Origin of the sequence: Photobacterium makurazakiensis (assembly GCF_050336715.1) — a bacterium.
Classification (GTDB): domain Bacteria; phylum Pseudomonadota; class Gammaproteobacteria; order Enterobacterales; family Vibrionaceae; genus Photobacterium; species Photobacterium makurazakiensis.
In genome coordinates this window covers 20,498-34,858 of record NZ_JAKJSJ010000012.1, presented here as the reverse complement: position 1 = coordinate 34,858, position 14,361 = coordinate 20,498, and the positions used below count along the sequence as shown (strand labels likewise).

The following is a 14,361-nucleotide window of genomic DNA, read 5'->3' as shown; positions in this document are numbered from 1 at the left end:
AAGGCTATCTTATATGCCAAATAATGGGCGCGTCTTTGATCTTCGACCAATTCCGTGGTGTTTATCACTGTAATAATTGAAATGTTAAGTCAATAACTCTAGCTTGTTGGTAGAATGTTCTGGGTGGGTTGGGCGTGTGTATTGAAGTCGTTAAATGCTGAGTGGGATTTTAGGCCCTCGTTACTTTATCTATACAAGAACGAAGGCCATAAATAATTCGCTGTCTGTTGCTAAGGGCTAGGCGCTACATTAGCGTTTCATACAACTCATCAAGTGAGTTCTCTAACTGGAAAAGCTGCTCTTCTTCGTTAGCATTGAGCTCTTCTATGGCATAAAGCGCATCCATTTTTTTATTGGTAAGATCAATTTTTTTCTGAACTTCAATATTATGCTGCTCAACCATATCCTCGAACTCACTGGCTTGCAAACTCAAGCTCATGAATGAAAGTGTTAAAGGAGCGATGACGCTACATGCTAACAGTTTACGCATTTTGCCGAGGAGAGACGCTTTCATTTTAAATTCCATCTTAATTTCATTCTATGACTGTACTGAATAATATATCACTAGTTGATTGATGGTTTTGATGTTTCTCAAAGAGACTGTTATTCCACAAGCTTAAACCTACACTCACGAAGATACTGATATGTGTGTAGAAGCCTTTAGGCCTTGTAATATCATCATCATTCCCCTATGGAATAAAGATAACTATTCCTTGTCTAGCCCTAGTTAATAGCACTCGGTAGGCATTTTCAAGATAGCGTTTATCGTCTGATTTCTTTATTGCCTGCGAGTCCCATTAAAGCGCCAGTGTTCAAAGTGATCACCATTGTAATGATAATCTGCATGAGAAAATGGCAATCCATCAATGTTTTTAGCGATAACTGATATTTGCGCTAAGTTTTTGATTATTAAACGGTGACTATAGGCAGTAAAAGAAAGAGCTTATAATATTATTGAGAAATAAATTGCATATAAGTTTCAACAACTTAACAGCATTAAATTGCTAAAACCTATTGCAGGTGAAATAGCATAGATATAATGCTATTTCTGAGACTACGCTCACTCGTATCTGTGGCACTTATTTGTTACCTTACGGGCGTTTTTTACTCACTCTGATCTGACTATGACTTCACAATACATAATCAATAAAGTTGTAGAAATTGGGGATACATTGCATCGCTGTGGATGCCCACCCTACAAGGTGGAAAAGTATACTCAGCACTACGCTAAAAAATATGATGCGGAAGTCATGGTGCAGGCCATGCCAACCTCGATTAACTATCAGTTTCTTGGTAAGAGAGATACCGTAGTTCTTAAGCGCCACAAACCCGCCTCTATTGATCTGGCCTTACTAGCTAATACCATTGATCGCATTAATCAACCTCGCAAAGAAAAGCCAGCAGAAGACTTTCACTACCCGACTTGGGTCGTGGCATTGGCCAATATGGGGATACCCCCTGCCTATCTAATGTTGGTTGGTAGTACACTGGAAGCGGTAGGGTATGCCACTTTGCTAGGGTTGATGGTTTGGTTAGTACAGTTGGTTTGCCATGGCCGCCGTGCAATTGCTGCTGAGTTTATCGCGGCATTGTTAACCGGTTTGTTTGTTGCCTTTATCGTTAGCCTTGGTATTCATGTGCCTGTTTGGGCGCTGTGTATTGCTTCGATAGTCTTGTTTGTCCCCGGATTATCGATTGCTAACTCATTGGAGTGTTTGGCATTCAACGATTTGGTCTCTGGTACCGCTTTACTCGGACAAAGTATGCTAACCCTACTCAAACTGTTTATCGGAGTGATGATTGGTCTGAGCATCGGCGAAGCTTGGTGGGGGGCTGTAGATACTATCCCGTATACCAATGAAATACCCCTATGGCTGCATGTCTTTGGTTTGATGTTGATTTCTACATCGATTGGGGTGATCTTCAATGCACGCCCACAAGATATTTTGCTTGGTCTACCGGTTGCAGTATTGGGGATGTGGGGGCCGATGTACTTGGGCTTTGGTGGCGACTGGGTAGTGGGCACTTGGGTTACAACGGTGTTGATCACCTTGTATGGTACTAAAATTGCCAAGCTGCTTAATCTAACAGGATCTATTTATATTGTGCAGGGGATCATCATTCTGGTTCCCGGTAGTCGAGTTTTGATCAGCGCGAGCCAATCAGTATTCGAGCAATCCATCTTGCCTATTCCTAATATCGGCTTATCAGCCATCTTCATGTTTTCAGCGATTGTGGCAGGGCAGATCACCGCTTATTCGCTTTACTCTCCAAAGATAGATCGCTAGGCCTACACCTCTTTTCGCTGTGATTGATGTTCAGTCACTGTTCTGAACCGCTAAATACAAAAAGGGCGGTAATCTTTCGATTCCCGCCCTTTCCAAACGTTTGGGCTGGCGGGAGCTGAATGGTTGTGTCAAATGCCAACAAGCAAGGCTTTAGAGTCAATGTTCTAATTTAATGTTACTTCAGATGTTACATTAAAATCCTGCTTAAAAAGGAACTGAACCCCCGTCTTTATATGTAATATGGATATAAATATGTGTTCAAGTATAGCTAAATGTTCTATTTGTCAGTGAAGTATCCCTATAGCTTATTGCATCAGATATACTTTCTGAATACTAAATCTTCGAAAGTATCTTTGTAGCATTTTCAAAAATTGAATCTGAGATCTTCTCAGGGAAATCTTCAGGTAGCTTTGCTTTTACTTGTAACATTGCTTCGGGGAACTCATCTTTTAGCTCATTCAATATCTCTTGCATCTTATCTTGGCTGAAGTTTACAGCTTTAGCTGTATCCAGAAAGTGTCGAGGTAAGATTTTGTTAATTTCATACTTTTTCCCTCTAGTCGCTTTGAGTCCCATTGCTAGCTTGAGTTTTCTTATATTCAGACCTCGACCACCCAGAAGCGGGTATGCTGATAAAATATCGTAGAATGGAGTTAAACGATAACTCCCTCCCTTCTCAATATAAATAGAATAGTTCTTAGCATGCCCATCGGTTGCCCCTATAATCCACTGAAAAACTTGGAACTTCATGAAGTTATACTGATCTTCTAGAGCATTACTTGAACCCATTAGTAGCTTCATGATTTCCGAAATACCAGGGCCACCTTGAGATTCGTACTTGATTGATGATGGCATACCAAATACTTGGCACATGTCTTCTTGAGGTAGACGGAGTAAGTTAGCTTTATCTTTAGTCCAGCGTCTATCGAATCGCTCTACAGCTAAAGCTTTCAGGTTATCAGTTTTGATCATGTGGACATTGGGAACTGCAAACCCTAGTGCTTTAGCTAACTCGATGCAAAGGTATTCATTTTCAACACTGTCTTTAAGATCTAATGTTGCGTTTGCTTGTTGTATTTCGCCAATTGGTAGTTTGATGATATGAGTTGTTGGAGTATTACCTTTGGGGATACTCCATTGTTCATTAACGAATAGGAGTGCTGTTTTTTCTTGAGCACCAGCCACTGATATTCTGAAATCTTCTTCTTCTTCAACCATTCCGAGGGGGATATCGGATTTGTAAGCTGAGAGCACGGCATCCAACTTTTTATCATCTAGGACTTGGTAATTGAGTGGTTCATTTTTGTAAGGTTGTTCAGGAGAAATTAATGCAATAGCTCCGACGCTATCTTTACCAACTTCTTTGAGAAGATCGAATGGCTGCTTAGATGAAGTTTTATAACGAGCTACGATCCTATCTCTCACCTTTGAGCTATCAGGTAAAAGGTTGTCGAAATAGTTGATGACTGAGTCTGAAGTTATAGGTGGCAGTTGTAATTTTAGAGACAATGATAGTGGTCGGGACTTGTCACTGGTTACCCAGGTCTTATCATACTGAAAAGTATGAGCACCATTCTTCTGTTTGTTGAGAGTCCCTACTAGTTCTCCGTTCATGTATGCGTTTAGTTTTTGCATTACCAGTTCTCATCATCTTGGCTATCTTGTGAACTTACTTGTGCTTTTTCCTGGATGCTCAGTGTCAGTTCCATCGCCTGAATAAGTTTAAAGAAAGTCGAAAGTGTTGTCTTATCAGGACTATTTTCGAAGTTTGAGATAGTTGCTTGCTTTATGCCTACCCTTTTGGCCAACTCTGATTGAGTCCAGCCGTTCTTTTGCCTTATTAGTAGCATCATGTCAGCGAGTTGCTTTGGACTATATATCATTTGTTTCAGCCCTCTATAGAGTTAAGGTGCGACTTCATATCTCTCATTATCCTCTGGTGGGGATATCGTAAAGTATATCCCTTAGTGGGGATACTGTCCATCATATCCCCACAAGGGTATTTTGCAGTTTGTATCCCTTTGTGGGGATATTGGATGGCATGGTGAGGACATAGGGAGCATCGGGTTCTGTTCAGTTTTTTAGTTTGTTCATAAAAAATGAACAGGGGAATAAAATGTACACTTGATGTGTCTTTATCACGAAGAGACCTCGGTAGCATACAGGTGGTTATGACATTTAGGGCAGGTAGGTTGCCCTGGTAATGAAGCTTGCCATTGGCAGTTACACATGATGCATTCGAATGTAGCTGTTCTTTTGGGGAGCGGTGACGGTGGAGCTGTCGGTTTGTTTCTTGGCGCAAGCCAAGGGTCGTTGTGCTGATAGGAAACACGACTTCCATGGCTAGAATGACTAGTTGTTGAGTGACGATTGACTTGATAGCTAGCGATAGTCGAGTTCAAACGTTGATATGCTGCTTTCTGTATTGATGCTTTTCGTGGATGAAATACCCAGCTCTTGGATGACAGGTCATTTTGTAGAAAGAGCTTTAGCCTATCTAGTTGCCTAGTTCCAGCTTTATTTTCTTTGAACAAGTGGTGTGTATCATCGAGTTTAATTTCTAGTACACCACTTTGTTGGTTATCAGAGACATGAAGACTCGCAGGGAGTGGGCGATTTGGGTGGGTAAAGTATATGACAAAAGAGAAGGCTTGAACCTTACCAACAATGTCGACAACGCAATTTGAAAACGGTGCTTCCTTATGTACGTCTTTTAGTTCGATAGTTGTTTGTTTTGCTACCAAAAATTCTTCTTTGAAGTGGGTTCCTTTAGCCTGACGAGCTACAGTGCACTTGTACTCTGGGAGAGCGATCCTAATACCCGTTTCGATAACTTGCCTTGCCATCATTCTGACGGAAACAAAGAAGGAGAAGTCACACTCCTTATCGGTTTTATCTACTTTGCGAGTTGCATGGGCAAAGTGCCACTGCTTCTCTTCTCCTTGTCGGGCTATGAGTGGAGTGTGACAAGACGGACAAATACAATCACATTTTTTTCCGCGAGCGACATCGCAGACATCCACAAAGGAATGGTCTTCGATTCTTAAGCCAAAAGGAACGTGTTGAATTGTCATGTTACGTTATGCTGTTAATTGTTGGGGTGTTGATATCATCATAATAAGCTAGAAAGCTTGGCAAATATGTTAGACAGTTAAAAATAATGCTTGTGGTTTCTTATGTTTTAATACGCACTGACTTGTGTAGTCGGACCGACCGCTGGGACTAAATATGGATGAGCTTCAAAGGATTGAACAACAGATCTTAGAGCTAAGGGTCGAGCTAAGCCATTTAGAGCAGCGCCGCCAGTCTTTATTAGCTCAAAACGCCAGCTCGACGGCAGGTGATCAACATGAGTATTCTCCATGGCAAAAAGTTGCTTTATTCAAGGCCTACTTTAGGGGGAATGACTATTGTTATGCGCATCGTTGGCAGAACAATAAAGGGAGAAGTGGTTATGCAGTGGCGTGCCATAATGAATGGCAGCAAGGACTCTGCAATAAACCTAAGACTAAATGTTTAGAATGTCCCAACCAAGCGTTCAAGTCTTTAGATGAAGATGCGATCTATAATCACTTAACAGGGAAAGAAGTCATTGGCTTATACCCAATGCTATCGAACAACACATGTTGGTTGCTAGCCGTTGATTTCGACAAAAGTGACTGGCAATTAGCATCAATAGCTTATGTCAATGCATGCCGACAGAATGGAATTGATTGCCTACTAGAGCGCTCAAGGTCTGGGAATGGCGCACACGTGTGGATTTTCTTCGATCAAGCCATAGAAGCCAAACTAGCTCGTCAGTTAGGTTTTTTCCTCTTAGATGAAGCGATGAAAATTCATGGCGTTTTATCTTTTGAGTCTTACGATAGGCTTTTTCCCAACCAAGATGTACTTCCAGTAGGAGGTATTGGCAATTTGATAGCTCTGCCATTGCAAAAGCAATCACGGTCGTGTGGTAATTCGACATTTGTTGACCAATCATTCGTTGCTTGTGCCGATCAATGGGCTGCTCTGGTTTCAACAAAACGTGTAGCGCCTGTAAAAGTCGAAGCACTTTTAAATAATCGAACACATCAAGAGCAGACATCGGCAGATATCTGTCAGCAAACCCCTTGGGAGCGCTCTCTACCCACTAGGAACGCTATAGAAGGTTGCCCTGAAGTGTTGCAAGCGGTTATTGCTAATCGACTCTATATCCCGTTGTCTAGTCTCCCTAACCCTTTAATCGCCCAGTTAAAGAAAGTCGCATCTTTCTCAAATCCAAAGTTCTTCAAGGCCCTGGGATTGCGCTTATCTACAAATGGAATTGCTCGGTTCATTTGTCTAGCGGAGATAGACAGCGGCTATTTGAGTTTGCCAAGAGGGTGCTTGGATGATTTGGAGGATATCTGTTCCTCTAATGGAATTTCGTTACAGGTAGAAGACAAGAGGATTGAAGGGCGGCTATTAGGCACTATTAAATTTGTTGGTTCCCTGCGTTCAGCGCAACGTAAAGCTGTTAATAAACTTCTTCAATATGACAATGGCGTACTTCATGCGCCTACAGCATTTGGCAAAACGATTACCGCCATTGGCCTCATATGCCAAAGAAAAGTTAATACGTTAGTGTTAGTTCACAACAAACAGCTCGTAGAACAATGGCAAGAGAGACTCAAGGTTTTTGCACTGGGGGTTGATGTTGGAGTGTGGACTGGAAGCAAGAAAAAGCCAACAGGGCAGATCGATATTGCGACGTATCAAAGTTTGTTCAACAGGAGTGATAATTGTGTCAATGAACTGATTCAGGACTATGGACAAGTCATAGTCGATGAATGCCATCATCTGTCAGCACCTCAATTTGAACGAGTTCTATCTGAGTCGCATGCCAAATTTGTTGTTGGGATAAGTGCTACTTTAGAAAGGCGAGATGGACATCACCCTATTATCTTCATGCAAGCGGGTAGGGTCAGGCATAGCATCAAGTCTGCCCAAAGATCTCGACTTGTTCAGCGATTAGAAAAGAAAGCTTTGTTATTTGAAGTGCCGCTAAGTTTGATTTCGGATGAACCCAAACCTCATATTTCTGATGTGTACCGTTGGTTGATGCTGCACTCTGAACGTAACAAGGTCATTATTGAGGACATTAAATATGAAGTTGGTAAAGGAAGAGTCCCTATCGTATTAACAGAGCGAAGAGAGCATGCCAATATAATATCTAAGCTACTTGATGATACGGGACTTAAACATCAAGTGTTTGTCGGTGCAATGAAAAAAAAGCAGCAAGCAGACGTCATGGAGAAACTAGCAACCACCGAAGTACTTGTTGCTACTGGGAGATTTATCGGGGAGGGTTTCGATTTACCCAGGCTAGATACTCTGATATTAGCACTACCAGTATCCTGGAAAGGTTCACTTATTCAGTATGTTGGTCGAATACAGCGTGAGTTTGAAGGGAAAGATGAAGTTAAAGTTATCGACTACGTCGACTCGAAAATCCCTATGCTGTCTAGGATGTTTAAGAAAAGAGATAAAGGTTATAGAGCGTTGGGTTTTGTGGAGGTTCCAGACGAGGGTTTGCTTATATAGCAAGCCAAACCTAATCGGTTTGAATAGTTCGAGGTATAGGATATGGATAGTGTAAATGCCGCATGCGTTATAGAGCGGTAGCCTTTACCTGCTAGCTTTCTAGACTCTCCTGCTATAACAAATCATCGTCAGCTTCGCTATATATAACTCTACCGCTATCAATCTTCATATATCCCCAATCAATTAGGTATAGCTCTTCCATCGTAGAGGTGTTGATAGAGGGGAAATCACGAGTCCCTTTAGATGATTGGATTAATGATTCCATTTCTTCTTTCTGTTGCATTAGATCATTTAAATAATACTTAGAAGATAGCTCCATTTTTACTTCTCGAAGCTTGCCTTGAAGGCTGTCTACATTCGACATGTGATCTTTCAAAGAACTGCTTAGCATCCCTTCAAGCTGAAGAGATGTTTGATCGAACAATTGTTGATTATCTTTGATTAGAAGAGTTATTTCTTCTATTTCTTTCTCAAATTGATTTTTTACTTGAGTCAGTTCATAAATCATACCATCAATTTTTTTGTTCTCCTTGAGCACTCTTGTGTACTTTCGTTGTATGGTCATCATTTCGTTGAAACTCGTTATAGCAAACAGGACAGCTCTTTACTTCTAGGCTTTCTAGGGCTATCCCCATATTCTAATATGGAGCTTAGGCGATTTATATCCGAGTAGTATTGCTTCTCAATAACCGCTGATACGTCGCTTTGCTTAAATTGAGTTGCCACAGTGTTCCTTAATGAATGAAAATCATGCCCTTTACTAAAACCAAACTTGCTCTTAAATCTACCAAAGCCATCTCGTTGGTTTTTCAATTCTGGAAAGATTCGTTCGTGTTTTATGCTTTGTACAAAACATAAGAAGCCCAATTCAATCAGTTTTGGATGTATTGGAATAAGACGACGACTAAAGGCATTTTTTAACCTTTGTCCCTCAAATTTGTCATTTATCTGGATTACCCACGTATTTTCTATTTGGAATAGATCCGCTTTGTATAACTGACACAGCTCATTCAATCGTGCACCTGTAAAGTATCCGGGGGGAGTGATGACGGGAGCCACAAGGCTCGCCGCCATCACGGGAGTATTCGTTACCCTTTAAATGGGTTGATATCTGTAAGCTCCATTTGTAAGCACCACTCAAAGAATGATGAGCACTTTTGGATGTAATCTTTAACACTCTCAGAGCTTAATGTAGGTAGGTTGTGTTTTTGGTTCGCATCTATGACTTGTACCCCGTTTAACCCTGCCAGCTGTTTTTGCTTTTTTGCATTAACAGGGTACTGAGTTAACAGCTTGCGAGCTTCTTCAGCTTGGAGGCGACGAATATCCCTTATGTCCTCTATGTCGAGCAGTGATAGAGCAATACTGCACTTGGCATACGTCATCTCTAGACTCTTTTCATTTACCAAATCTTTTTTTGAATCTCGATACTTTTTTAAGCAAGTAAACGGGTTTTTAGAAGGGGGGAGTCTAGTTTTTTTGGTTCTCGAAGGTGTTGCAGGCTTTGCAGGTACTAAATTCGAGCTTTCAGACCTAGAGAAAGGCTGGTTGTTTTTAATTGCGACACGAATTTCTAACTCTAATTTTAGAGATTCAATGACCGCTTGCTGACGATCACAAGCTCCAAAAGATTTTTTAACCTCAGAAATGTCAGAAAACAAGTGGCGATACTTCGGAGGAATCTGATATCTGAATTGCCAATGTCCGTTGTGGGAAATTTTTAGATAGCGCATGTTTAGTACCAAGTTTTAGTACAAACAGCCAAATTATTGCGATTTTAGATACAAAAAGGGCGGTAATCTTTCGATTACCGCCCTTTCCAAACGTTTGGTGGAGCTGGCGGGAGGCTGAGTCACCTGTCCAAATTGACTTCAATAACAAAAGCTTAGCTAGCTTGAATTGTTGATAAATATGATTTCTAGTACTATAGATTAGATGAGTATTATATATGATTCAAGACTACACTTTAGCATGCATGGCGATTAGGCTTCTGAAGGATCCCAAGGAGTCATAAGCCGTGTTCAATGGTAGATTAGAGACGCGGGTTCAAGTCCCTCAGAAAATTGCTCTTCAAACGTTGTGAGCTATCAACACCATCTGTGATAATCACTAAAGCTTCTTATTAATGCATAGAGCAGCTTAGCAGGGGGCGCATGCTGCGCATTACCACTGCCAGATAAGATTCGCTGGGTTTCGGGCGGCCTCTGATTCAACTGTCCCCTTAAGCATTCTTTCCGCCCTTTTAGTAGCTACGCTACTTAGGGCAGCAATTGCTTTTCTATTTTCTCAATATTGACCTTCCTACGATACTTCATAAATAGGACTTGCATGAGTAGCATGGATATTAATTTGTAAATCTATTATGACTATGGGTTTACGAAGTAATACTCAATTTATATTTTTACTTTGCCAAAAATATAGCTTATGGGGAATATACTCAGATGATTTTTATATAAATATTTGCGACCGAAAATTGCGACTTAGCACTCATAACGCTTGTATATATGTATCACAGGTGTTAAATAGCACTTGCTGGTTTTTGAATGTTATTTTAAATTAAATGTCATGTAGAGAAATTAATTAAAAGGAACTTAATTGAGTAATAGAGAGCTATTAAAAATCATCAGTGAATACAATGAGTACCGTAAAATCAGAGGGGTATTAGAAAAAACAATCGATGCAGATACAAAAATTCTTATAAGAGTTGTCACGTTAAGTAAAAAAAGAATTCAAAAATGGACTAAAAAAGATGCGTTTATAATTTATAAACATATATATGGATTTCCTTTGTATATTATGCATAAGAAAGAATTTTCAGGTTGGGAATCACATGAAATAATAGAACATTTAAAAGATGGTGAATATAAGACCATTTCAGATGAAACAGCTAAAAAATACCTCAATGTTGTTAAGGTTTTTTATAAGTGGTTATTAGGTTATGGCTATGTAAATGTTGATATATTTGATGGAATTAATCCAAAAAAAACAAATAAAAAGGGAAGCGATAAAAGAGATGCATTTACTGATGAACACTTAAAAATAATATTTTCTGATGAGGTTTTCCATAAAAAGGAGTTTGCATATAGTTTTAAATACTGGATACCTCTACTCTGTGCTGAGTTAGGACTGAGACAATCTGAAGCAGCTCAATTGTTCTGTCATGACGTTAAAGTTGAAGATTCAATTTGGTGTTTATCCGTTTCTTCAAATGACAATTATAACCAAAGAACAAAAAATTTATCTTCTATAAGGCTGTTACCTATTACCAAAAATCTTATCCGTTTAGGTTTTTTAGACTTTGTTGAAGAGATTGGTGATGGTGCTATTTTTAAGGATATTCAACCGGATAGGAGGGATGGCTACGGTAGAGACGTTAGCCGATGGTTTAGTGAAAAAAAGAAAGATTGGGGGTTTGGAAAAAAACTAACGTTCTATTCATTTAGACATGGTTTTTTTAATCGAATGAAGCAGCATGATATAGAAGAGATTGTGGCTGCCGAAATTGGAGGTCATGCAGGAGGAGGAATTACTTATCGAAGATATGGGAAAAACTACAGCTTAAAGAAGAAAAGAAAAATAATCGAAAAAAATAATTCAAGGGTTATAAGTAGATTGTCAAGGATTTATCCTAAAAAATCACTAATTAGTAAGCTTAACTTTCTAAAAATATTTAATTCATTCATTAAATGAGGAATACATGATTAATTTAAGGGATATTTTCACAAGGAAAGTAAATAAAAATAGCCTCAACAATGAAAAAGAAATTGTTGAAAACGTCATTAATGAAAATAATAAAAAAGAGTATAAAAAAAATACGAATGTCGATAGGGGAAGTGTTAAATCTATACCAAAACTTAACGATATTGGTATGTACGGTTTGCTCCAAAAGGCAGTAAATATATTATGTGGAACTACTGAAGCTTTACCAACCTCTTTAGCTGCTGAGATTATGTCTTGGATGTCAGTAAGTATACCAAGAGGAAACGTATATTTGCCCTATGGTATTTGCACTACTGAAGCTCGACTCAATGCAATTATCGTGGCAGATACAGGTGAAGGAAAGGGGATTGCAACAAGGCAGTTTAATCATGTTAGATCGGAAATTAAAGCCATTAGTGATAGTTTATATTGCCCAATTTTTCAGGGGGGGTTATCAACACCTGAAGGTTTGATAAATATAATTCGTGATAAAGATACTAATACTAATGAAGCAACAGATTCACTTGGAAGTCAATTATTAGTAATTGAAGAAGAAATGGCATCAATATTTAATTTGTCAAATAACTCAAAAAACAATTTTAGTTCATACTTTCGTGGTTTTTTTGATGGAACACCTGTTTCTCCTTTAACTAAATTTAATAAAATATCATGTAAAGAACCTCATGTTGCTTTTTATGGTCATATAACCCCTAAAGAGCTTATTTCAGTTGTAAAATCAGTGGATCTACATAATGGATTATTAAATCGATTCCCTTTATTTTATGCTCGTCGAGATAAAAGCATCCCATTTCCAGAAGCGATCCCTAAAGAGTTAACTGATGGGTTGGTTTATGAATTTATAGATATTCTGAGCTGGGTTAAGGCTGAGAAGCGTGAAATGCAACGTTCCGATTGTTTTAAAAAGCTTTGGGAAAAAAAATATGAGTACCTTAGGGCTTTAGGTCCTGAGGGTAGTGATGAAAGAGCTTTGCTTAGTCGAGCTGCACATTATGCAACAATGTACTCTATGATTTTCGCTGTTATGGATAAAAGCACTGTAATTAACGAAGGGCATTTAAAAGCAGCTCTTGCTTGGATAGATTATTGGCATCAGTCAGTAAAATATATATACAGAACAGAAAGTGAACGTTGCGAAATTAAAGAATTAAAGATAAATGGGGAAAAAATCCTCGAGGTTATTAAAAAAGAAATTAAGAAATCAGGTAAAACTCATATTGGTAAAACACCTATTACAAAAGCATTTAGTGGCAAGTTTGACGGGAAGGAAATTAACAAAATAATTTATCATCTTGAAACATCTCCAAATAAAAAAATCAAAGTTGAAAGGTTACCTAGGAATGAAATGAAAATTAGCCTACTTTAGATTAATAAAGTAATAATGAATCCTCAGAACTGTCATAACTGTTCTGAGGGTTCTGGTTTTATTTTATTATTACTTTTTTAGATAGTCTTTCAATTTTTCTTATTGAAGATATGATGTTATCAGGGATATCATTATTTTGTGACGAGATATAGTCTAGATATGATTTTTGTATTCTATTTACTTGCCTATTCATCTGTCTTTCATCTCTTTCCCTAAATGCTAAAAGCCAATTATCCATTTGTTTAACTATTCTTATTAGCGTTCTGCTCTTATCGATATTATGATCTAATGTATTTTTGTTAGCCTTCCATACTTCCAGCTTTTTTCCTGAATTTTTGTTTTTGGGAGAGTAACCTTCAATTTTGTAACCAAACTGCTTAATAACTGACGATGTGTAAATGTTTTTAAGTATTTTAGTGTACTGTTTACGTTGTAGTTCTTTTAGGATTCTAAAATTATTATCATCAATAACCACCTTTGGTAGTATTAAATGAATATGATCACCAGTTCCGCCTTTGATGCTTTGATCTTGTTGGTGCAGTACAGCTCTAACACAAGTTTTAAATCTTTTAAATTCTTCAGGCGAAAGCTTGCAATATTTTTGAGTATTAGAGCATATGTCGCTTATTACTCTACGCCATGCTTGAGGCTCCGGCCGATATCCTTTAGGAAGTGTCAAACAAAACTCCATTGCATAGGATTCTAACCTGCGACCTCTTGAATTATTAACAGTTCGACGAAGGTTAAATTGTTCTCCCATCAAAGCGATTCGTTTCATTACTCGTTGATCACCTAGAATATTAAATATTTTCTCCGTGTTCTTGTGGTTACTATGCGTGGAAGAAGTTAAGTATCTCTCTCTTAAAAACAACCCTTTACTTTGCCACTTCACTGGCTGTGTTATTACTGTCCAATTATTCATTTTTTATTAAATGATAATAAGACTAACGCCATCATTCAAATATGTAATGAGTAGGTAGGGTTCAAGATAGGACAAATCGCTTCGCTTCTTTTTTGTCCATCTTGTTGGGGATTCCCCAACCCCCTTTTAATATGATGATTATTTTACTAATCTTAAAATAAACTATGACTGCTATTGAACAAGCATTTAAAGTGCAGAAACAACATGACCTTAAAGAACGTTTTGAAAGAGATTTTTTTGAAGGGTGTGTGAAAGCCGAAGTTATCACAGCATCAGAAATAGATAAAAAATCAGGTAGATACACATATTTAAAGCAGTTCTTTACGATAAATAATTGCTCAATCAATTTTTATCAAATTAGTGAATCTCAGTCGAAAGTTATTGATAGCGAAAAGGAACTAGAAGAAAGGTTATCTACCATTTTCAAGGTATTAGCAAAAAAATTGATAGAGTCGATACCAGTAGAAGAGTTGTATCGCTCTAACTAGGATAGAGAAAACGGG

General features: G+C 38.5%; 14 protein-coding genes. 5 read left to right on the top strand and 9 right to left on the bottom strand.

Annotation, left to right across the window (positions count from 1 at the left end; translation table 11 throughout):
* Nucleotides 1-244: 244 nt before the first annotated feature.
* Both L4D09_RS04810 and L4D09_RS04805 read right to left on the bottom strand, forming a co-directional pair.
* Nucleotides 245-514, bottom strand: coding sequence for a hypothetical protein (locus tag L4D09_RS04810; RefSeq protein WP_428456362.1), 270 nt, complete (start codon nucleotides 512-514; stop codon nucleotides 245-247).
* A gap of 175 nt (nucleotides 515-689) precedes the next feature.
* Nucleotides 690-782 carry a DNA/RNA helicase domain-containing protein gene (locus tag L4D09_RS04805; RefSeq protein WP_428456491.1) on the bottom strand — a complete coding sequence of 31 codons (93 nt, stop codon included), beginning with the start codon at nucleotides 780-782 and terminating at the stop codon, nucleotides 690-692.
* A 342-nt stretch (nucleotides 783-1,124) separates the two neighbouring features.
* On the opposite strand from L4D09_RS04805, the gene L4D09_RS04800 reads away from it, so the two are divergent.
* Nucleotides 1,125-2,288 carry a threonine/serine exporter family protein gene (locus L4D09_RS04800; protein WP_428456361.1) on the top strand — a complete coding sequence of 388 codons (1,164 nt, stop codon included), beginning with the start codon at nucleotides 1,125-1,127 and terminating at the stop codon, nucleotides 2,286-2,288.
* 333 nt (nucleotides 2,289-2,621) lie between these two features.
* Here L4D09_RS04800 and L4D09_RS04795 read toward each other — a convergent pair whose 3' ends face one another.
* From L4D09_RS04795 to L4D09_RS04785, 3 genes are all read right to left on the bottom strand, one after another.
* Complete coding sequence (locus L4D09_RS04795) at nucleotides 2,622-3,923, bottom strand: type II toxin-antitoxin system HipA family toxin (RefSeq protein WP_428456360.1); 1,302 nt, start codon at nucleotides 3,921-3,923, stop codon at nucleotides 2,622-2,624.
* Nucleotides 3,923-4,171: a type II toxin-antitoxin system antitoxin HipB gene (gene hipB / locus L4D09_RS04790; RefSeq protein ID WP_017034177.1), complete on the bottom strand. Its 249-nt coding sequence runs from the start codon at nucleotides 4,169-4,171 to the stop codon at nucleotides 3,923-3,925. The genes L4D09_RS04795 and hipB overlap by 1 nt, the downstream gene beginning before the upstream one ends.
* Nucleotides 4,172-4,426: 255 nt before the next feature.
* Nucleotides 4,427-5,362 carry a competence protein CoiA family protein gene (locus tag L4D09_RS04785; RefSeq protein WP_428456359.1) on the bottom strand — a complete coding sequence of 312 codons (936 nt, stop codon included), beginning with the start codon at nucleotides 5,360-5,362 and terminating at the stop codon, nucleotides 4,427-4,429.
* 154 nt (nucleotides 5,363-5,516) lie between these two features.
* Here L4D09_RS04785 and L4D09_RS04780 point away from each other — a divergent pair, with 154 nt between their 5' ends.
* On the top strand, nucleotides 5,517-7,853 hold the full coding sequence (locus tag L4D09_RS04780) for a TOTE conflict system archaeo-eukaryotic primase domain-containing protein (protein WP_428456358.1): 2,337 nt from the start codon (nucleotides 5,517-5,519) through the stop codon (nucleotides 7,851-7,853).
* Between the two features lie 112 nt (nucleotides 7,854-7,965).
* On the opposite strand, the gene L4D09_RS04775 is transcribed toward L4D09_RS04780, so the two are convergent.
* Genes L4D09_RS04775 through L4D09_RS04765 form a run of 3 tightly spaced genes read right to left on the bottom strand, consistent with a single transcriptional unit; the run spans nucleotide 7,966 to nucleotide 9,586 of the window.
* Nucleotides 7,966-8,421 (bottom strand): hypothetical protein, encoded by a 456-nt coding sequence (locus tag L4D09_RS04775; RefSeq protein WP_428456357.1) that lies wholly within the window; start codon nucleotides 8,419-8,421, stop codon nucleotides 7,966-7,968.
* Between the two features lie 14 nt (nucleotides 8,422-8,435).
* Nucleotides 8,436-8,930, bottom strand: a complete 495-nt coding sequence (locus tag L4D09_RS04770) for a site-specific integrase (RefSeq protein ID WP_428456356.1) — start codon at nucleotides 8,928-8,930, stop codon at nucleotides 8,436-8,438.
* A gap of 11 nt (nucleotides 8,931-8,941) precedes the next feature.
* The gene (locus L4D09_RS04765) at nucleotides 8,942-9,586 is read right to left on the bottom strand and encodes a hypothetical protein (RefSeq protein WP_428456355.1); all 645 of its coding nucleotides are present in this window, start codon (nucleotides 9,584-9,586) and stop codon (nucleotides 8,942-8,944) included.
* Nucleotides 9,587-10,448: 862 nt separating this feature from the next.
* Here L4D09_RS04765 and L4D09_RS04760 point away from each other — a divergent pair.
* Both L4D09_RS04760 and L4D09_RS04755 read left to right on the top strand, forming a co-directional pair.
* A complete protein-coding gene (locus L4D09_RS04760; protein ID WP_428456354.1) occupies nucleotides 10,449-11,543 on the top strand; it encodes a site-specific integrase in 1,095 nt (364 codons plus the stop codon).
* A 7-nt stretch (nucleotides 11,544-11,550) separates the two neighbouring features.
* Nucleotides 11,551-12,936: a DUF3987 domain-containing protein gene (locus L4D09_RS04755; protein WP_428456353.1), complete on the top strand. Its 1,386-nt coding sequence runs from the start codon at nucleotides 11,551-11,553 to the stop codon at nucleotides 12,934-12,936.
* Nucleotides 12,937-12,994: 58 nt separating this feature from the next.
* On the opposite strand, the gene L4D09_RS04750 is transcribed toward L4D09_RS04755, so the two are convergent.
* A complete protein-coding gene (locus tag L4D09_RS04750; RefSeq protein WP_428456352.1) occupies nucleotides 12,995-13,714 on the bottom strand; it encodes a hypothetical protein in 720 nt (239 codons plus the stop codon).
* Nucleotides 13,715-14,022: 308 nt separating this feature from the next.
* On the opposite strand from L4D09_RS04750, the gene L4D09_RS04745 reads away from it, so the two are divergent.
* A complete protein-coding gene (locus tag L4D09_RS04745) occupies nucleotides 14,023-14,346 on the top strand; it encodes a hypothetical protein (protein WP_428456351.1) in 324 nt (107 codons plus the stop codon).
* The last annotated feature ends 15 nt before the right edge of the window (nucleotides 14,347-14,361 follow it).